Here is an 18,836-nt window from a genome sequence, read left to right on the forward strand (position 1 = left end):
ATCAGACGATGACGCCGTCGAGCTTCGCGCCCGGGAACCGCGCGCCGGCGAGCTTTGCGCCCGTGAAATCCGCGCCGCGCAGATCGCAGTGCTCGAAATCGGCGCCCGAGAGATCCGCGTCACGGAAGCTCGCGCCCGTGAAGTCCGTGCGCGAGAAATCCGAGCCGGCGAGCTTCGCGCCGTCGAAACGCGCGCCGGCCATGAACGAGTCGGTGTAATTGCCGTGCGAGAGATCAGCGCCGGAGAAATCCACCTTCTCCGCGATCATGCTGCAGCCGCTCGCCCAGGGCAGGCGCGCTTTTTTCGCGTCGAAATCGGGCGGGAGCCGATGGCGTTGCAAGCTCGCCTGATCGTCCCGCTTCCCTCCCGACCCGCCGGCATACACGGCCATGACCAGGCCACTCGCCTCCAGCGAATGGAACACTCCGCCCGCGCCGCCGGCATCCAGGAACTTCTTGTGTTTGGCGACGAGCTTCTTCCATTGCGCTGGCGTCATCGGCACGCTCGACTCCGCGAGGCTCCGCATGAGGCCACGCTCGAGGTTTCCCGCGGGCGCGCCGGGCTGATCGGAAAGCGGGAACAACCGCGCAAGATCGGCCGCTTCCTTGCGCGGCGGCGCCTTCGCGGGCTTCGCTTCTTTTGCCTCGGCCTTCGCGGCCGGCGCCGCTTTCCCTTGTTTCAAGGCGACGAGCGCATCCTCCCCGAGCACCTTCACGCCAAGCTGCTCCGCCTTCGCCAGCTTGCTCCCGGCCTTGGCCCCTGCAATGAGGTAATCGGTCTTCTTCCCGACCGAATCCGACAGCACCGCCCCGTGCGCCACGAGCAGCTTCTCCGCCTCCGCGCGCATCATCGTCCCCAGCGTGCCCGTCAGCACGACGTTCTTGCCCTGGAAATCGACGACGTCCCCACCCGACGCCTCGTCGCTCCCCGGCTGCAGCCGAACCGGTTCGATATGCGCGAAGTGCGGCAGATCCGCATTGAGCGGCGTCGTTTGTGTTGCCGCGGCGAGATCCTCGGCCCGCGCGATCGAGAGCCCCATCGCCGTCGCGACGAACACGTCCCCCTCGTGGGAAAGACACACGTAGGGGACCCATATGTTCTCCTCGCGCAGCGCCTCGCAGGTATTCTCGAAAACGAAGCAACGCGGCGCCGCGTCCTCCTCGATGCGAAGGACGTGCGCCGTTCCCGTGACGAGGACCGAAGCGCCGTTTTTCCTGACGACCCCCTCCCAAACTCCCTCGGGGGCCAGGTTTTGCGCGATCGGGCAAGGCGTCGCGCTCGGGGCGGTCGCGGCAACGCGGACGACGGCCCCGAGGGTGGGGATGACCCAGGCAGAGCCGTCCGGGAGCGGAATCACATGCCTGATGCTACCGATGCCCTGCCGGCTGCCCATCTTGTCGAGGGTTCCATCCGGACGAACCCTCCACACGTATCGGAGGCTCGTCGCCCATATCGTGCCGTCCTCGCCGGCATGCACGGTTCGAATATCCTCGCCCTCGAGGTCCGGATGGACGAGCGACCACGACCCTCCCGCCTCCGTGCGGACGAAAAGCCCGTCCTTTCCTCCGGCGAAGACCCGTCCATCCGGCCCGATCGCCACGCCCACCGCGCTCTTGATCCCGTGCTTCGCCCCGAAACGTGTCACCTCGCCCGAGCGCTCGCGCAGGACCAATCCCTTGGCCGTGCCGATCCACACGTTCCCCGCGCTATCCACGGCGATCGATTTCGCGACGGCGCCCCCGCTCACCGCTCCGACCTCGAACACGGGCGTGACCTCGCCGTTCCGCGAAACCGCGGCGAGGAGCAGCGGGGTCAGCACATACACGCCTCCCTCGGCGCGGGGCACGATGCCTATCGCGGATTCCAGCGACGTTCCCAGGACGAACGAGCGGCGAACAGGAAACACATGCGCGAACCGCGGCCGTTTCGTCCTCGGTTCGTCTTCACATTGCCTCCACGTGGGCCCGGACCAAGCACGCGACGCGAAATGTCCTAGCTTCGAGATGTTCGGCGCGAGCCGCTTCGGCAAGAAAGCGACGAACTCCGCCGTGTCCCCCATCGGATTGCGATTGCGCCCGGAGCCGCGCTGCTTCACGAGGACGTCCGCGACGAGGACGGGGAGCTTCTTCTTTTTGTCGAACTCGAACTTCATCTTCCAAAGGGTCTGGATCTCGCGGGCGAGGGGCGTGCATTCGTAGCCGAACGTCTCGCCCGCAGGCGCCTCGCATTCCAGCACGGCCTCGTCGAAGAGCCGGACCACGAAGCCGTGATCCCACGCGATCGGCGCATCAGGGTGAATGCTCTTCACGTGGAATCGCGCCTCGACGAAGGGACCTTCCTCGTCGAAGAAGCGCACCGCCGTCTCGATATTCGGCCCGAGCGCGAGGGCGCGCCGCTCGGCCTCGTCGCGCGTCCACTCCCGGTAGGATCGAATGCTCACATCGTAGAGATCGCTGCCCACGAAATTGCATTCGCCCAGCACGCACGCGGCGTCAAGCTGTATACTCGGCTCATCGTGCGACGCTCCTTCCTCCTCGCCGCACTCACGACCGCCGCCACGGCCTGCGCCACACCCACGCCCTCCGAGCCACGCGTGGCGGCGCCGGCGGCGACCACGAACACCCCCGCCGATCCCGCCCCCGAGACCACGCCTGCAGCCGAAGCTCCCGACGCCGCCTGCCCGCCCGGCAAGGCCGAGGACGAGAACGAGCCCGCGTGCGTGTACGCCGCGATCGTGAAGAGAATCCCCCGGCGGCTCGATATCGATCGGGCGATCGAGCCCTACGCGGGCAACATCATGGAGGTCAAGAAGGCGTACGACGACGATTTCGCCGTGGTCCACAGCCTCAGCAGCGAATTCGATTGGCTCGCCGTGCGCCCCGAGCCCCGCGTCGTTTCGATCCGCGCGCGCATCCAGCAAGCCGCCCTTTACGACGTCCTGCGTCAGCGCCTCGCGGGCGCCGAGCCGCCCCGCGTAAAACTCTACACCGACAAAGAAGAAGAGTTGCTCGACAAGGCCGCGACGAGCGGCGATCCGAACCTCGCTTCCATGTCGCAGGAGCTCCGCCGGAGGCGCGAGGAGATGTTCCAGTCCGCGCGGGAAAACTGGCTCCAGGCGACCGAGGCCGCCCTGGTCCGCCATTACGCCGACGCGTTGCTCCGGGCGAGGGCGTGGAGCATCCAAACACCCGAGATCGACCGCGCCCGAGCGCGGATCCGCCACTGGTCCGAGCTCCTCGGCGACGCCAAGATCAAGGCGTACACCGAGGGGCTCGTCGATCCCGCGAACGGAAAGCCGTTCGTGTATACGCCCGGGGCCCTCGAAACCCCCTGACGCGTGTTCACATCTCGAGCGTGAGGCCCACGGTCCAGGTCGAGGTGCCGACCTTCATTTGATTCGCGCCGAGGCCGAGGTTCTGGTTCGTCCACTCGCCGAAAAGGTGCACGTGGTTGATGCCCGACTCCTGATCGAGCGCGGCCATCGAGCGGCGGCCGAGCCAGTCGAGCGCGAGCATGCCGCCGAGCGCCCAGTGCACGCCATAACTGAATCCGCGGCCCTTGACGGCGTCATCGCCGGTCCCGACCTCTGCCGTTTCATCCCCGACGTCGACCCACCAGAGGCCCGCACCGAAGCCGATCTTGCCATAAGGAATGATCGGAATCCCGGTGCGGCGGAAGAGCTCGTCGAAGCGGAGCACGGCCGAGAGGTGCATCGGGAGAATGGTGAGCGACGTCTCGCCCACGCGCCGATCGTCATAATAATACGCCCCGTCGGGCGCGTCGTACGTCCCCTCGCGGAAGGCCTTGCCCGACGCCGAGGTGTATCCCAGGCCGATGCCAGGTCCGAGCGAGCCGACCCAGGGAATGCGCAGCGCTTGCCAATCGAACTCGGCGCCGAAATGGAACCGGCCCTTGTCGCCGAAGAACTTGCTGTACGGGCCATCGCCGCCGAACTCGTCGTCGACGGCCGGATAATAAGGGCCAAAGCGGAGCTCGAGCGCGAACCGCTGAGGGCTGCCCTGCTGCACGCTCCCGCGCTCGCTCTGTCGCCAGTTCGAATCGCGGATCCGCCTCGTCGTTTGCGCCTCCGCGCCCTCGGCGGCGAGCAGCGCGGCGAGGGCGACGAGCGCCGAAGCGAAAATCTTCGTCCGCATCACGACGCCCCCTCGCTGCCGGCGCCGCGTCCGCCTCTTTGCGGTCTCCTGCGCCGTCGCAAGCCGAACGCGACCGCGGACAGGGCGACCGCGCCGCCGAAGAGCCCCGCGGCCCGGGAGCTGGGCGAAGCCGAAGCGGAGCAGAGGCCACCGCCCTTGCCGCCGAGCTGATTGTAGACCTCGAAGAAATCGTCGACCGGGATGGGCGCCACGCAGTGCACCTCGGACAGCGGTCCAACATTGCCACGGGTATCCTTGGCCGCCACGGCGACCGCGTAGGTGACGCCGTTCTCCAGATCGGAGACCTTGCTGGTGGTGCCACAAGGCGTCCACGTGGGATCGGGCCGCTGCCCCGCGGCGAAGGGGCTCGTGCACGTCGCGCTCTCGCTCCCGCCCGCGCCCCCGCTCCCCCCCGCGCCGCCCGCGCCCCCGCTCCCGCCCGCGCCCCCGCTCCCCCCCGCGCCGCCATTGATGGTCTGACCGCTCGGGAAGAGGGCGTTTCCTTTGGCGCAATACACGGCGACGCCCGCGAAATCGGTGTCCGTCGGAGGATCGAAGTCGACCTCGAAGCCACCGTCCCCCTGCGTCAGGGACACGTTCTTCGGGGCAGCGGGCCCCCAGAGGTCGAGTTTCGTCTTCGACCACGTCGCGCTGGCGACCACCGAGCCGCTCCCGAAGAGCATGAAATGCACCGCGAGCGCCTTCTCCGCCCCCGTGATGCTGTTCTCCGCGCAGGCCTGGACGTCGGGGTCCTGATCGACGGCCACCATCTCCTGCGCCGTCAGCACGACCTTCCCGATGTTGTCCTTGGGGTTCGCTTGAGGGAGCTCCGATGGATTGAGCTGAAAGCATTGAGGCGCGGCGCCGGTGCGTTGCATCGGATCCTTGCAATCGATCCCTGCCGTCGTCGTGCCCCAGACCTCGAACGAATACGAGCTCGTGAACCCCGAGAACGTGAGGTTGAAGGTGAAGGTGTCCTCGGGGTCCAGGCACTCCTCGCGGTTGATGTCCCAGGGCGTGGCCGTATGGTCCGATTGGGGCGTCCGGACGACGGGCTGCTGCGACTGGAGCGCCACCGTCTGCGCCTCCGCCGCGCCGCTCGTGAGCCCCCCCGCCGCGACCAAAAGCGCTGCCCACGCCGAGCGAAACATGCGCCGCCTCCCGTCCAAAAGACCCGACGAAGCTGTATCCATCCCGCGTGTTTGAGCACAGCTCGTGCCACGGAGCAAATCCTGCTGCGCGCGGGCGATTCCATCCGGACGGAGCCCTCCGCGTGACGAGTTGGCCGGACGGATGCGCCACGCGTGACAAGTTGACAACACGCGCGAGGGCCTGTGGCGGATGCCGCGGGGGACGTGTAGGGTCGCGGCCGCGAGGAGGCTCGATTCCATGACCGTCTCAGCGATCTTCGATCCCGCGCGCTGGCGCGAGGTGCCGGGTTTTTCGTTCACGGACATCACCTACCACCGCGCCGTGGACCAGGGCACCGTGCGTATCGCTTTCCACCGGCCCGAGGTGCGCAACGCGTTTCGGCCGAAGACGGTGGACGAGCTCTACACGGCGCTCGAGCACGCGCGGATCACGTCGGACGTGGGCTGCGTGCTCATCACGGGCAACGGCCCCTCGCCGAAGGACGGCGGCTGGGCCTTCTGCTCGGGCGGCGATCAACGAATTCGCGGCAAGGATGGGTACAAATACGAGGGGAGCGAGGCCGGCGAGGTGGACGCGGCGCGCCTCGGCCGACTGCACATCCTGGAGGTGCAGCGTCTCATTCGTTTCATGCCGAAGGTCGTGATCGCCGTCGTGCCGGGCTGGGCCGTGGGCGGCGGGCACAGCCTGCACGTCGTCTGCGACATGACGCTCGCGAGCCGGGAGCACGCGCGGTTCAAGCAGACGGATCCCGACGTGGCGAGCTTTGACAGCGGCTACGGATCGGCGCTGCTCGCGCGTCAGGTCGGGCAGAAGAAGGCGCGGGAGATCTTCTTCCTCGGCCTCGATTACACGGCGGAGCAGGCTGCGGCGATGGGGATGGTGAACGCCGCCGTGCCGCACGAGGACCTGGAGAAGGTGGCGCTCGAATGGGGCGCGCTCATCAACGGCAAGAGCCCGACCGCGATGCGAATGCTGAAATACGGCTTCAACCTCCCGGACGAGGGCCTCGTGGGCCAGCAGCTCTTCGCCGGCGAGGCGACGCGGCTCGCCTACGGCACCGAGGAGGCCGAAGAGGGCCGCGACGCGTTCCTGGAAAAGCGCAAACCCGATTACAAGAAATTCCCCTGGCATTATTGACGGCGCGTCACGGCGCGTTCGTCGCGAAAAACGTATCCCCAGTTGCCACAGTCGCGCTCGCCCGGTCGTCCTGAACACGAACAGCCGGGCTCGGGCCTGCCCCGACATCGGGAGCCGGGCGCCCACCATGGCCTACCAAGGCGACCGTCTCGTTACGGTATACTACCCTTTCACGCCACGTGGCCGAACCTCCCGTCCCGACCGCATCCCCGTCCTTGCCGCACGAAGGCCCGAGCCAGGGGACCGTCGCGACGAACCGGGACAAAGCGCGCCACGCCGCCGCGTCGTCGCTCCTCGGCATCGCCCTCAGCCGGGCCGAGGTCGAGCGCGTCGTGCTCCTGTCGACGCTGCTCTTCCTGTCCGCCCTCTTGCTCGTCGTCGGCCGCACCGCGCGCGACGCGCTCTTTTTGACGCGTTTTCCCGTCACGTGGATCGCGCCGATGTGGATGGCGTACGGCGTGGTCTCGGCCGTCGTGGCCTTCGGCTACGAGCGCGGGCTCCGGAAGCTGCCGCGCGCGCGTTTCGGCGCGGTGTTCGCGCTCGGCGCGGCCGCGAGTTACGTCCTGCTCCGCGTGCTCATCGGCGAGGACATCGGGCCCGCGTACCTGATCTTCGCGATCTGGGCCGACGTCATCGCGAACCTGACCGGCATGCTCGCCTGGAGCATCGCGCAGGACCTCTACGACGCGCGCAGCGCCCGGCGGATCTTCGGGTTGATCGGCGCGGGGCACATCGCGGGCACGGTGGTCTCGGGCCTCGGCGCGGGCGCGATCGCGCCCATCATCGGCGCGGAAAACCTCATCTTCGTGCTCGTCGCGGCCCTGCTCGGCGTGGCCCTCCTCTGCCGCATCGTCGCGCGAAGGCACGGCACGACCTCGCGGAGCCGCGCCGACGATCGGCCGAACGCGCAAAAGCAAGAGCAGACGCCGCTCTTCAACTCGCGGTACGTCGGCGCCCTCGCCGTGACGATCCTGGTCGTCTACACGATCCTCACGGTCGGCGATTACCAGTTCAAGGCGATCGCCCGCACGTCGTACCCGGACCGCGATTCGCTCGCGCGGTTCATGGGCACGTTTTACGGCGTCATCGGGATCGTCGGGCTCTTCGTCCAGCTCGTGGTCACGCCGCGGATGCTCGATCGCGCGGGCGTGCTCGGCGGCGCGGCCACGATGCCCATCGCGTTCCTCGCGAGCACGACGCTGCTCCTCGCCTTCCCCTCGATGCCGCTCGCGGCGGTGCTCAAGGCGAGCGACAACGCGCTGCAGTTCTCGATCTTCGACGTGACGCTGCAGATCCTGTTCTTCCCGTTCCCCGCGGCGCTCCGGGATCGGGTGCGAACGCTCGCGTCCGCGATCATGAAGCCTCTCGGCTGCGGCGTCGGCGCGGCGCTGCTGCTCGCGTTCAGCCCCTCGGCGAACGAAGCACAGCCGGGAGCTTCGCTCATCACGGCCGCGGCGAAACTCGGCTACGTGACGCTGCCGATCGGCCTCACGATCCTGCCGCTCCTGCTCACGGTGCGGCGCGGCTACGTGGAGGCGATGCAGGGGACGCTCCTGCGCGGCAAGCTCACGCCGGAGATGCCCCAGCGCGGCGGCAGGGCCGTGGCCGCGCTCGCGGGGGCGCTGTCGAGCCTCGATGCGCCGCAGGTGCTCTTCGCCCTCGATCGGCTGCGGCAGCTCGATCCGGCGCGCGTCCGCGAGGCGCTGCCCGCGCTCACGCGGCACGTCTCGTCGCGCGTGCGGGCCGCGGCGCTCCGCACCTCCCGCGCCGTGGGGCACCCCGACGCCGCGACGCTGGCCCGCGAACGGCTCGAAGATACCGATCCCGAGGTCCGAGGCATCGCGGTCGAGCTCCTGGCGAACGCGCTCGGCGAAGACGCACACGAGGAGCTTTGCGCGCTCGCGACGCGAGGGGGTGACGAGGCCGTGCGGGCCGCGTCGATCGCGGCGCTGCTCCGTCACGGCGGGCTCGGCGGGATGCTGGAAGGCGCGCCGAGGCTGCGAGATCTGCTCGACAGCGAGGATCCCGCCGAGCGCGTGACGGCCGCGCGGGTGCTTGGTTTGGTGGGACAACCGCAGCTCGAACGCGCGGTCGCGCGGCTGCTCGCCGACGCAGATCCGGCCGTCAGAAAGGCTGCGCTCTCGGCCTCGGCGACGGTAGCCGCGCCGAAGCTCTTGCCGCTCCTCTGCGAAGCGCTCGCCGATCACACGCTCGGGAAGGCCGCGTCGAATGCCATCGTGGCGCTCGGCGATCGCGCGATCCCGCGGCTCGTGGCGACGCTCTCCGATCCGGGTGCGGATGCGACCGTGCGCCTCGCGATCCCACGACTTTTCTCGCGGATCGGCACGAGCGCCGCACTCGCCGCGCTGCTCGATCGGGTGGACGAACCGGACGACCGGGTCAGGCAGAAGGTGCTCGCCTCTGCCTCGCGGCTGCGCCTCGCGCTTGGTGCGCCGCCTGCGCCGCTCGAGCCCATCCGCGAGCGCATCGAACGCGAAGCCCAGACGCACGAGCGCGAGCGTGACGCCTACCTCCTGGTCCGCCCTCGCCTCGCGCGCCCGCTGCTCGACGCGCACGTCGAGCGCCGCCTGCGCAAGGGCCTCATCCGCATCCTGCGCCTCTGCGAGCTCGTCTACCCGCGCGAGGTCGTGGCCGGCGTGCGGACGCACGTCTTCGGCAAGGATCGCTCGCTCCGGGCGAACGCCTTCGAGGTGCTCGAATCGCTGCTCGATCGCCGGCGCGGCGCGCGGCTCGTCGCGCTCTTCGAGCGCTACCTGGAGCTCGCCGAGGGCCTGCCGCGCGGCGGCGCGGCTCCGAGCACGGACGACGTCGTGACCTTCGTGCGATCCGAGCTCCAGTCGAACGACCCGTACCGCGCCGCGCTCGTGCTCGAAGCGGTCGCGGCGCACCGGATCGAGGCGTGCGCGAAGGACGCGCTCGTCGCGCTCGACGCGCCCGATCCGCTCGTGCGCGAGGCTGCGGCGATCGCGGTGGTCGAGACGCGTGCCGAGGGCGCGGAGGAAAAACTCCGGGCCCTTTCGGCGGATCCGGATCGGGTCGTCGCGCGGTGGGCTGCGTACTTTGCGAGGACGGGGCGGAGCGGGATCGACGCGGGAGACGGCATGTACACGACGATCGAAAAAGTCCTCTTTTTGCAGCGTGTCCCGATCCTCTCGAAGATCTCGGGCGATGAGCTCGTGGGCCTTGCGCGGACCTCGGAGGTGCTCGGCCTGCCGCGCGGCGAGGTGATCTTCCGGCAAGGCGATTCGGGCGCCGCGCTCTACTTCATCATCTCGGGCTCGGTGAGCCTGCGCGTCGAGGGCAAGGAGGTCGTGCGGCTCGGTGCGAACGAAGTCTTCGGCGAGACGTCGATCATCGATCGCGAGCCCCGCGCCGCGACGGCGGTGAGCCTCGAACCCGTGGAGCTCCTGCGCGTGTCGGGCGAGGATTTCAGCGCTGCAGTGCACGACACGGCCGAGATCGCGATGGGCGTCCTGCGCGTGGTGAGCGGCCGGCTACGCGAGGCGGATCGCCGGCTCTCGATGGCGGAAGACGAGCTCGCGCGGCTGCGCAAAAGCTCGAACCCGACGGGAGAAAAACCGCCGCCCGAGGGCGACGCGGCGGCGGCGCGTCGGAGCTGGGACGACGACGAATGAAGCGTCAGGGGCGCTGCGGGGAACGCAGATCCGCCTCGATTTGACGGAGTAGCGCGGCCTCGCGGGCGCGGTTCGGGTGACGCTCGACGAAGGGCGCGAGGTTCGCCCGCACCTCTTCGAGTCGGCCTTGCCGGGCGAGGAAAACCGAGAGGTTGAAGACGGCCTTCGTCGAGTCCGGATCGAGCTCCACGGCCTTGCGGAAGTGCTCTTCCGCCTCGCGCACGCGCCCCGTGTCGAGCATCGCCACCCCGAGCTGCGCGTGCGGCTCGGACCACGTCGGGAGGATCTCGACGGCACGCTCGAACGACGCGATCGACGCGGCGGACTTGCCCTCGTTGAGCAGCGCCGAGCCGTAGTTGTGATGCGCCCGCGCCGACCTCGGCACGACCTCCATCGCCGACGCGAACAGCGTCCGATCGTTCTCCCAGTCCGCGGCGCGGCTCCACGCGAGCGCCAGATTGGCGAGCATCACGGGGCCGAGCACGAGCACGAACGAGCGCAGGTTCGCCGGCTCCACCTTCGGCCGCTTCTGCGCCGCGCGCTTCTTCCCCTTCCCCGCGGATGCTGCGGGGAAAACGAGCCCCCCCGGCGTTCGCTCCAGCATCCACTCGCCGATCCGCGCAACCATGAGCGCGAAGCCCGCGGCCGGCAGATAAAGCAGCCGCTCGGCGAAGATCGTCGGCAGCACGAAGGGGAGCTGACTCATGACGATCCACGGCACGAGCACCATCACGGCCGCGAGCGCGAAGAGCGGCTCTCGCCGGCGCAGGCGGATCGAAAGCACGACGAGTCCCACGAGCACGAGCGCCCCGACGAGGACAGGCAGCGCGAACGGGCTGTGCTCGGGCAGGATCGCGGCGTACGAGTAGTCCGCCGACAAACCCACGGGCAGGACGATCTTGCCGAGCGCCATGGCAAACAGCCGCAGCGAGGTAAAGATCCGCGGCCCCCATCCCTCGGCGAGCAGCGGGTTTGCCTGGAGCTCGCGAGAAACCGCGGCGAGCGGCGACGCGAAGGCCACGGTGCGCAACGCGATCACGAGGACCGCCGCGGCGACGAGAGAACCGTACCGCGCCGAAAGGATCCGTGGCGCGCGCCCCGGCGGCGCGAGGAGCCGATCGGCCAGGAAAAGAAACAGCGGAAAGACGATCGCGGACTCCTTGGAGGCGAGCGCCCCCGCAAACGCGAGCGCCGCCCACAGGCTGCTCCGAGGCTCCTCTGGCTCGTCCGCGCGCCCCGCGACGAACCACGCGAGCCACCCTAGCCCTGCCGCCATCACGTCCGCGCGCCCCACGAGCCCCACCACGGCCTCCGTGTTGACGCCGAGCACGCCGAACACCATCGCCGCGACGACGGCGAACGTCGTCCGCCCCGTGTGCCGCGAAAGCGCGAGCGCGAGCACCACCGACGTCGCCGCGTGCAAGAGGAGGTTCGTCTCGTGAAACCCGCCCGTGATGTGCTTGTTCAGCCAGAACGAGAGCACGACGAGCGGCCGCCACGTCCCCGGCCCCTCGCCCGGCGGACGCCCCCAGAAATCCGAGCCGAAGAGCGCCCCGAGATCGAGGTCGCCCTGCACGACCGGGTTCTCCTGGATCGCGCCGCGATCATCGAAGACGAAGCCCGCGCCGATCGCGCGCGCATGCCCGAAGAAGGCAGCCGCCGCGACGAGCGCGAGCGCGCCGCGGGACAGAGCTGCCTTCGCTCGGGTCATGGTCCTACTTGATGATGCGCGCCTGAACGGTACCCGCACGCAGATCGTCGCGCAGGACGAGCTCGTAGCGGTTCGAGTCGAGGCTACCCGACCGCAGCACGAAGATGATCGCCTGCGCCCGCCGATCGCTGAGGTCCGCGCTCACGCCCTTCGTGCCGAGCGAGACGCTGACCTGCTCGATCTTCGGGTTCGCGCGCATCGTCGCCGCGATCTCCTCGAGCGCCGCTTGCCCCTCGGGCGTGAGCTGATCGCCCGTGCTGAACTTGATCGGCGGTTTGATCTCGAACGATTCTCCCTTGAGCCGCGCGTACTTCGGGCAGCCCTCGGGCGCCGGCCCCGGCTCCACGGGGCACTTGTCCACGGGCTCCGGGAGCTGATCGTTGTCGACGTCCGGACAACCGTTCGCCTCGGCGCTCGCGTGCTTGACGCCCGGGCTCTGCGGGCAAGCGTCCTCTTCGTCGATGATGTTGTCGCCGTCCTTGTCGCTCGACGGACAGCCGCGCTTCTTCGGATCCGCGTTCTCGGGCCCCGCCTCGGCAGGGCAGGCGTCTTCGGCGTCGGGGATCTTGTCGAGGTCGCCATCCGGCGGCCCCTTGGGCGCGACCGGCTTGGGCCGTCCCCCGCCGACGTACGCGAGGCTCAGGACCCCGCGGAAGCCCGGCGCGCCCGCGGCGCCGCCGAACCCGGGCCCGCCGCTCACACCGATCTGCATCCCGCCGAACGCCATGCGCACCGATGCGAGCGGCTCGATCTGCAGATCGATCGAGCTCGGAGGATCCTTGCCCGCGTCCACGGACGCGTGGGTCTGGTTGAACATCGCGAAGCTCGGCTCGAGCCCGACCCACAGAAACGACGCGGCGCGGAACTGCGCGGCGCACGCGAGCGCGATCCGCTCGCCGTCGGAGCCGGCGACATCGATGAAGAACAGGGGCGACACGAACGCCGTGCAACCCCACCGCAGCCGGTCCTTCTCGCTCGCAATGCCGAGATCCACCTCGGCGCGAAGCCTCTTGTCCGAGAGGAACGACGCCGTTGACCCGACAGGCGCCCAGAACCGTGCGCCCGCGACGAACGTGAAGGCCTTCGTGTCGACCGGACGGAAATGGAGACCTGCACGGAGATCTCCGACGCCGAACGTCTCGGACTGACGGATGAGGACGCCGTACTTGTCGAACGGCTCGTCGCCGTTGATGAAGAGCGCGACGGGGAGCGCGAGGTCGACGGTGAGCCAGGGCAGCGGCGTGATCGAGCCGCCGACGTGCGCGAGCAGCGCGTTTTTGACGGGCGTCGCCGCGACGTTCTCGCCGCCTTGCCCATCGACGGTGACGGCCTTGAGCAGCCCCATGCCGTAGTCGAACGACAGGCCGAACGCGAACTCGATGGTGTTCGGGCCCTTCTCGTGAGGTCCGAGCGCACGAAGGAAGGGGCTCTCCGGCGAGGCCGGCTGGAGCTGGTCGATGCGGATGCCCTCGTCGAGACGGGCCTTGTTTTCCTGGGCCGATGAAGCGCCCGCGAGGGAAAAGCCCATCGCGAACGCGAAAAGCCCTGCCCATCCTTGCCGTGCACGCACGGGGCCACCTTACATGCACTGCAGGGGCCGTTGGAACTGGGACCTGCATCGGAACGAAGATCCTGCGCAGGCAGGTTCGCGCCCCGACCTCTGAGCGCCCCGCGGGCCGAGATCACGAGGCGCAGCAACGATCCCGCCCCTCGCCCGTCCAAGGGATCACGGCGCGGAACGACGTTTGCAAGACCGTAGCGACGAGCGCTTCCGCTCTGGCAACTGCTTCGACGAGGTCCCATCATCATGAACGCCATGCGCTTTGCCGAGACGTCGCCCAGCAACGATCGCCCCGCGCCCCGGCCCGCCTTGCCAGGGCGTCGCTTCACTTCTGTCGCGCTGTCGCTCCTCGCGGCAGCACTTTCGTTCACACCTCTGGCAGTCCAAGCGGATACACCCGCGGGCCTGCCCCAGGGCTGGACGAGCGACGCGCCCGAGGAGAACACCGCCCCGAATGCCGCTGGCTTCCAGCCCACGCAAGCCGTGGACGCGCAGGTCAGCGTGTCGGTGTCGGCCGACGAATACGTCGACACGGATCCGGCCGCGCTCAACGATTTCCGCGAGCCGCTCGCGGCCTACGGCACGTGGGTCGACGATGGCACGTACGGCACGGTCTGGGTGCCGAGCGCGAGCGTCGTCGGATCGGACTTCGCGCCGTATCAGACCGCGGGCCACTGGGAGCTCGACGCCGACAGCAACTGGATGTGGGTCAGCGATTACGACTGGGGCTACATCCCGTTCCATTACGGTCGCTGGACCTGGATCGGCGGTCGCGGCTGGGGCTGGATCCCGGGCCGCGTGTATGCGCCCGCGTGGGTCACGTGGCGCATGACGGATTATGGCTACGTCGGCTGGGCTCCGATGGCGCCGACCTGGTACTGGTTCGGCGGCTCCGCGGTGAACGTGTGGGTGACGCCGTCGTCGGCGTTCGTGTTCTGCCCGTCGAGCTACGTCTTCCACCGCCACGTGCACACGTACGTCGTGCGGGATCGTGACGTCGTTCGCCGCATCGGCGCGCATTCGCGCCCGTATCGCCCGGCCCAACCCACGGCGGGCGGCGGTGGCGGCGGCGCAAACGCGCGTTCGTCGTATCGCCCGGCCTCGCCCACGCTCGCCGAGGCGAAGATCCCCTCCGGGGCTGCCCCGGAAAAACGCTCGGCGCCCGATGCGCGCGCGGTCGCTTATTCGCGCCGCAGCACGACGGCGCAGGCGAAGACGATGCCGGCCCCGTCGCGCGGGCTCGTCGCCGCGCCGTCCGTTTCCAGGGCCAACGGCGCGCATGCCGAGGGTCGTGGCGTGCAGGTCGATCGCAGCCCGCGCGGCGAGGTCAGCCCGCGTGACGTGCGTGGCAGCCGCCCCGAGGTGTCCACGCCGAGCGCCTCGCCCTCGCGCCCCGCGGTCGCGCCGTCGAGGCCGGCCGCCTCCTCGCCGAAGCCCTCGCGGCCAGCGACCGAGTCGCGCCCGTCGACCGAGTCGCGTCCCTCGGCCTCGCCGTCGCGGCCGTCGGTCTCGCCCTCGCGTCCCTCGGTCTCGCCGTCGCGGCCCTCGGCCTCGCCCTCGCGACCTTCGATCTCGCCCTCGCGTTCGTCGTCGCCGTCGCGTTCGTCGTCGTCGCCGTCGCGTTCGTTCTCGCCGTCGCCGCGGCGAGGGCGGTAACCCGCTGATCTTGGCCCGTCTCTTGCGAAACCGCCGAACAGGAGCACGCCCGATGCCTTCTTTTCTACGCAACGTGAAGCTTGGTTCACTGACGGTGTGGCCGGCCGTTCTCGGGCTCGTCGCCTGCGTCGGCCTGGGGAGCACCACGACGGGATGCATCATCGTCGACGACGACGATGACGATACGGTGATCATCGACGACGGCCCGCGGCCCTCGGAGGTGCCGATGGAGATGAGCATCGAGACCGATGTCCAGCTCGACGCGGTCCCGGGCGACGGCGTGGGGGTGTTCGTCGAGTACTACTCGAGCGGCGTGTACCGGGTCTGGACGACCTGCGACACGAGCTTCTCCGGCGCGGTTTGCCCGATGGACATCTTCATGTCGGTCGACACGAGCTCGACGATCGACGCCATCACGACGGACGATCTCGAAGGCGCCGACCACGTGAACATCAATGAAGCCGCGGGGACGGTCGATCTGCACGTCGATACGGGCGTGGACTACGACGCGCTCGAGATCAGCACGACGCCCGGCGCGATCCTCCGCCTCGAAGTCCTCATCGACGGCGTGCCGCAGCCGCGCTTCGTGTACTGGTTCGGCAACGGCGTCCTGCACAACGGCGCCCCGACAAGCCCGGTCGACTTCGTCCCGACCGTGCCGTGAACGAAAAAGGCCCGGCCGACACCACGTCGACCGGGCCTTTCCTCTCCCCACCCAGCGCCTTCTACTTGCCCTTCTTCGGTGCCGGCTTGTCCGCGGCCTTCGCGGCCGGTTTGTCCGCGGGCTTCGCCGCCGCATTCGCCGGCTTGCCCTCCGGATCCCAGAGCTCGGGTTCGCCGAGGCTGAGCGTCGCGAGTTGCGGGCCGACCGCATCGCGCGGGCCCACCACGATCACCGTCGCCGACGCCGGATCCACGTGCGTCTTCGCGAGCGCCGTGACCTCCGTGAGCGTCGCGCTCTGCCGCGCGCGGGTCGCCTCGCTGTCGTGCGACGGCGAGAGCCCGAGCCGCGCCAGTGTCGCGAGCCTGCGCGCCGTGCCGCTCACGGTCTCGTAGGTCTGCATGAGGTCGGCGCGATCCTGCGCCTTCGCCTTCTCCAGCTCCTCCGCCGTCGGCCCGGAAGCCGCCATCTTCGTCAGCTCGCTCAGCATCTCCTTCAACGCGACGCCCGTCGCGGGCGTCTCGACCGAGGCGATGGCCCAGAACCCGCCCTTGTTGCGGCTCTCCTGGAACGTCGAGCCCGCGCCGTACGCCCAGTGATGCTCCTCGCGCAGGTTCATGTTGAGCCGCGACGTGAACGAGCCGCCGAGCGCCGTGTTGATGAGCTCGAGCCGCGGCAGCGTGGGATCGTTCGCGGCCACGCCATCGCGCACGACCGCGATGACGGACTGCGGGGCGCCGGGCCGATCGACGAGCACGAGCTTCGGGCGCGCCGAAGCAGCGCGCGGGCCCGGGAAGTCCGCCTGCTTCGGCGCGGCTTTCGCGGGCGGCGCTTTCCAGGCGCCGAGCTGCGCGTCGACGATGTCCGTCACCTCCTTGCGGGAGATGTCGCCGGCCACGACGAGCACCGCGCGATCGGGGCGGAAGCTCTCCGTGTAGAAGCGCTTCACGGTGGGCAGATCGAGCTTCGCCGCCGCTTCGAGCGAGCCATCGGCGGGGTGGCCGTAGGGCGTGTCCGGGCCGAAGAGCACCGCGGCGTTGATCACGCGCGAGACGCTCATCGGCTCGTCGGACCGCTTCTTCAGGTTGTTCTGCCAGAGCTCCGAGACGCGCTTCCACTCCTTCGCGTCGAAGTGCGGCCGCGCGACGACATCGGAGAAGATGCCGAACGCCGCGTTGAAGTTGTTCTTCAGCACCGTGAGCGAAACGACGCTCGCGTCGGCGCTCGTGCCGAGCGCGAGCGTCGCGCCGAGGTCGTTGATGCCGCTCGACACCTCGACGGCGCTGCGCTTGCCGGCGCCCTCGTCGAGCATGTCGGTCGTGATGTGCATCAGGCCGGGCTGGTTCGCCGGATCGGCCGAGGACCCGCCGCGCACGACGAGCACCGCCGACACGAGCGGCAAGCCGTGTTTCTCCACGAGCCAGACCGAGAGGCCGTTCTTGGTCGTGAACGTCTCGACGGCGGGAGGTGTGAACGGACGGCTCGGCGGAAGCTCCGGCTTCGGGCCGAGCAGGTCCACCGCGGATGCCGCTGGCTTCGTCTCGGCGACGGGCGGGGTCGTTTCCTTCGTCGTCGGATCGGCCGGCTGAACCTGCGGCTCGGCGCCGCACGCGGCGAGCGCCGTCACCGCGGCGAGCGAGAGCAAGGCCGACTTCTTGGCAAACCTCACGGGGCACCTCCGGCGCCGTTCGTCTTCTTTTCGGGCTCCACGTGGATGATCACGCGGCCGTTCGGGTCGAGGTGGCTCTTCACGATTCGCTGGAGCGACTCCGGCGTGACGCCGCGGTAGCGCGCGAGATCCTTCTCGGCGAAGCCCGGATCCCCGACGTACGTCTCGTACTGGTTCAGCATGGAAGCGCGCGCGGTGACCGACTGCAGCCGCGAGACGAAGCTCGTCTCGAACTGGTTTTTTGCGCGCGCGATCTCCGCCGCGCTCACGGCCTCGTTCGTGATCTTCTTCATCTCCTCGTCGATCGCGGCTTCGAGCTGGGCGAGGGTCACGCCGGGGCGCGCGATGGCCTCGACGAGGAAGTACGAGCCGAGATCTCCGGACGCTTGGTAGGCCGAGACCTCCTGCGCGATCGCCTTGTCGTAGACGAGCGCCTTGTAGAGCCGGCTCGCCTTGCCGTCGGTGAGGATTACGCTGAGCAGGTCGAGCTCCGCGTCGCCGGGCGCGTACCGCGCGGGGCTGTGCCACGCCATCACGACCTTGCCGAGCTCCACCTTGTCCGTGAGCGTGTCGCGCACGACCTTGTCGAGCTTCACGGGCTTCGCCGGGGGCGCCGCGGGCACGGGCGAGGACGGGATCGAGCCGAACCACTTCTCGATGACCGGCTTGATCTCGGCCGGCGAGAAGTCCCCCGCGACCACGAGCGAGGCGTTGTTCGGAACGTACCAGCGCTTGAAGAAGCCCTTCACGTCGTCCACGGTCGCGGCCTGCAGGTCCTCGTGCGAGCCGATCACCGGGTGGTGGTAGGGATGATCCGCGGGGAAGAGCAGCTCGGGGAGGCGCAACTCGACCTTGCCGTAAGGCTCGTTCTCCGTGCGCTGGCGTCGCTCGTTGCGCACGACCTCGCGCTGGACGTCGAGTTTTTCCTTCGTCATCTCGTCGGCGAGCGAGGAGAAGCGATCGGCCTCGAGCCAGAGCAAGAGCTTCAGCGTGTGCGCAGGGCCGACGTCGAAGTAGTCCGTGCGGTCCTCGCTGGTCCACGCGTTGTTCCAGCCGCCCTCGGACTCCATCCACGTGTCGAACATCTTGGGCGGCGCGCGGCGCGTGCCCATGAACATGAGGTGCTCGAAGAGGTGCGCGAAGCCCGTGCGCTTCGGCTCCTCGAAGCGCGAGCCCACCTTCACCATCGTGTTCACCACGACGAGCGGCAGCGCGTGATCCTCGTGCAGGATCACCGTGAGGCCGTTCGGCAGCGTGTACTTCTCGAACGGGACCTTGATCTCGGCCTTCTGCTCGGCACGAGCAGTCGCGACGAACGAGGGCGAAGCGAGCGGCGCGGCGAACGCGAGCGCAGAGGCGAGGAGCACCGCGGCTCGCGCGCGGCGCTTTCGAAGGGGCGGACGGATCGATCGCATGGCCGGAGAGCGTGCCCCGTCGGCCCGCGATTGCAAGCGGCGAGCGCGGCCAGAGGTGCGGAGA

General features: G+C 69.3%; 12 protein-coding genes. 5 read left to right on the forward strand and 7 right to left on the reverse strand.

Translation table 11 applies throughout. The features are described from left to right. Position 1 precedes the first annotated feature (1 nt). A complete protein-coding gene (locus KEG38_RS55885; RefSeq protein ID WP_272427708.1) occupies positions 2 to 2,440 on the reverse strand; it encodes a pentapeptide repeat-containing protein in 2,439 nt (812 codons plus the stop codon). A gap of 75 nt (positions 2,441 to 2,515) precedes the next feature. Here KEG38_RS55885 and KEG38_RS48200 point away from each other — a divergent pair, with 75 nt between their 5' ends. After that, positions 2,516 to 3,334, forward strand: coding sequence for a hypothetical protein (locus KEG38_RS48200; protein ID WP_272427709.1), 819 nt, complete (start codon positions 2,516 to 2,518; stop codon positions 3,332 to 3,334). A gap of 7 nt (positions 3,335 to 3,341) precedes the next feature. On the opposite strand, the gene KEG38_RS48205 is transcribed toward KEG38_RS48200, so the two are convergent. Together KEG38_RS48205 and KEG38_RS48210 are read right to left on the reverse strand one after the other, a co-directional pair. Continuing rightward, the gene (locus KEG38_RS48205; protein ID WP_272427711.1) at positions 3,342 to 4,154 is read right to left on the reverse strand and encodes an MXAN_2562 family outer membrane beta-barrel protein; all 813 of its coding nucleotides are present in this window, start codon (positions 4,152 to 4,154) and stop codon (positions 3,342 to 3,344) included. Then, positions 4,154 to 5,305, reverse strand: coding sequence for a hypothetical protein (locus KEG38_RS48210; protein WP_272427712.1), 1,152 nt, complete (start codon positions 5,303 to 5,305; stop codon positions 4,154 to 4,156). The genes KEG38_RS48205 and KEG38_RS48210 overlap by 1 nt, the downstream gene beginning before the upstream one ends. Before the next feature lie 238 nt (positions 5,306 to 5,543). Here KEG38_RS48210 and KEG38_RS48215 point away from each other — a divergent pair, with 238 nt between their 5' ends. Both KEG38_RS48215 and KEG38_RS48220 read left to right on the forward strand, forming a co-directional pair. Then, positions 5,544 to 6,443, forward strand: coding sequence for a 1,4-dihydroxy-2-naphthoyl-CoA synthase (locus KEG38_RS48215; protein ID WP_272427713.1), 900 nt, complete (start codon positions 5,544 to 5,546; stop codon positions 6,441 to 6,443). A 179-nt stretch (positions 6,444 to 6,622) separates the two neighbouring features. After that, positions 6,623 to 10,099, forward strand: coding sequence for an Npt1/Npt2 family nucleotide transporter (locus KEG38_RS48220; protein WP_272427714.1), 3,477 nt, complete (start codon positions 6,623 to 6,625; stop codon positions 10,097 to 10,099). Between the two features lie 4 nt (positions 10,100 to 10,103). On the opposite strand, the gene KEG38_RS48225 is transcribed toward KEG38_RS48220, so the two are convergent. Together KEG38_RS48225 and KEG38_RS48230 are read right to left on the reverse strand one after the other, a co-directional pair. After that, positions 10,104 to 11,810 (reverse strand): tetratricopeptide repeat protein, encoded by a 1,707-nt coding sequence (locus KEG38_RS48225; RefSeq protein WP_272427715.1) that lies wholly within the window; start codon positions 11,808 to 11,810, stop codon positions 10,104 to 10,106. A 4-nt stretch (positions 11,811 to 11,814) separates the two neighbouring features. After that, positions 11,815 to 13,380: an OmpA family protein gene (locus KEG38_RS48230; protein ID WP_272427716.1), complete on the reverse strand. Its 1,566-nt coding sequence runs from the start codon at positions 13,378 to 13,380 to the stop codon at positions 11,815 to 11,817. A 237-nt stretch (positions 13,381 to 13,617) separates the two neighbouring features. On the opposite strand from KEG38_RS48230, the gene KEG38_RS48235 reads away from it, so the two are divergent. Together KEG38_RS48235 and KEG38_RS48240 are read left to right on the forward strand one after the other, a co-directional pair. Continuing rightward, the gene (locus KEG38_RS48235) at positions 13,618 to 15,027 is read left to right on the forward strand and encodes a DUF6600 domain-containing protein (RefSeq protein ID WP_272427717.1); all 1,410 of its coding nucleotides are present in this window, start codon (positions 13,618 to 13,620) and stop codon (positions 15,025 to 15,027) included. A gap of 52 nt (positions 15,028 to 15,079) precedes the next feature. Continuing rightward, positions 15,080 to 15,691, forward strand: coding sequence for a hypothetical protein (locus KEG38_RS48240; RefSeq protein WP_272427718.1), 612 nt, complete (start codon positions 15,080 to 15,082; stop codon positions 15,689 to 15,691). A gap of 61 nt (positions 15,692 to 15,752) precedes the next feature. On the opposite strand, the gene KEG38_RS48245 is transcribed toward KEG38_RS48240, so the two are convergent. Both KEG38_RS48245 and KEG38_RS48250 read right to left on the reverse strand, forming a co-directional pair. Beyond that, positions 15,753 to 17,357: a M16 family metallopeptidase gene (locus KEG38_RS48245; protein WP_272427719.1), complete on the reverse strand. Its 1,605-nt coding sequence runs from the start codon at positions 17,355 to 17,357 to the stop codon at positions 15,753 to 15,755. Then, positions 17,354 to 18,772: a M16 family metallopeptidase gene (locus KEG38_RS48250; protein WP_272427720.1), complete on the reverse strand. Its 1,419-nt coding sequence runs from the start codon at positions 18,770 to 18,772 to the stop codon at positions 17,354 to 17,356. The genes KEG38_RS48245 and KEG38_RS48250 overlap by 4 nt, the downstream gene beginning before the upstream one ends. Between the last annotated feature and the right edge of the window lie 64 nt (positions 18,773 to 18,836).

This window comes from Polyangium jinanense (assembly GCF_028435265.1).
GTDB lineage: Bacteria > Myxococcota_A > Polyangia > Polyangiales > Polyangiaceae > Polyangium > Polyangium jinanense.

Coding starts and splice junctions, on each gene's coding strand:
- KEG38_RS48205 (WP_272427711.1), bottom strand. CDS start 4,154: ATGCGGACGAAGATTTTCGCTTCGGCGCTCGTCGCCCTCGCCGCGCTG.
- KEG38_RS48210 (WP_272427712.1), bottom strand. CDS start 5,305: ATGTTTCGCTCGGCGTGGGCAGCGCTTTTGGTCGCGGCGGGGGGGCTC.
- KEG38_RS48215 (WP_272427713.1), top strand. CDS start 5,544: ATGACCGTCTCAGCGATCTTCGATCCCGCGCGCTGGCGCGAGGTGCCG.
- KEG38_RS48225 (WP_272427715.1), bottom strand. CDS start 11,810: ATGACCCGAGCGAAGGCAGCTCTGTCCCGCGGCGCGCTCGCGCTCGTC.
- KEG38_RS48235 (WP_272427717.1), top strand. CDS start 13,618: ATGAACGCCATGCGCTTTGCCGAGACGTCGCCCAGCAACGATCGCCCC.
- KEG38_RS48240 (WP_272427718.1), top strand. CDS start 15,080: ATGCCTTCTTTTCTACGCAACGTGAAGCTTGGTTCACTGACGGTGTGG.
- KEG38_RS48250 (WP_272427720.1), bottom strand. CDS start 18,772: ATGCGATCGATCCGTCCGCCCCTTCGAAAGCGCCGCGCGCGAGCCGCG.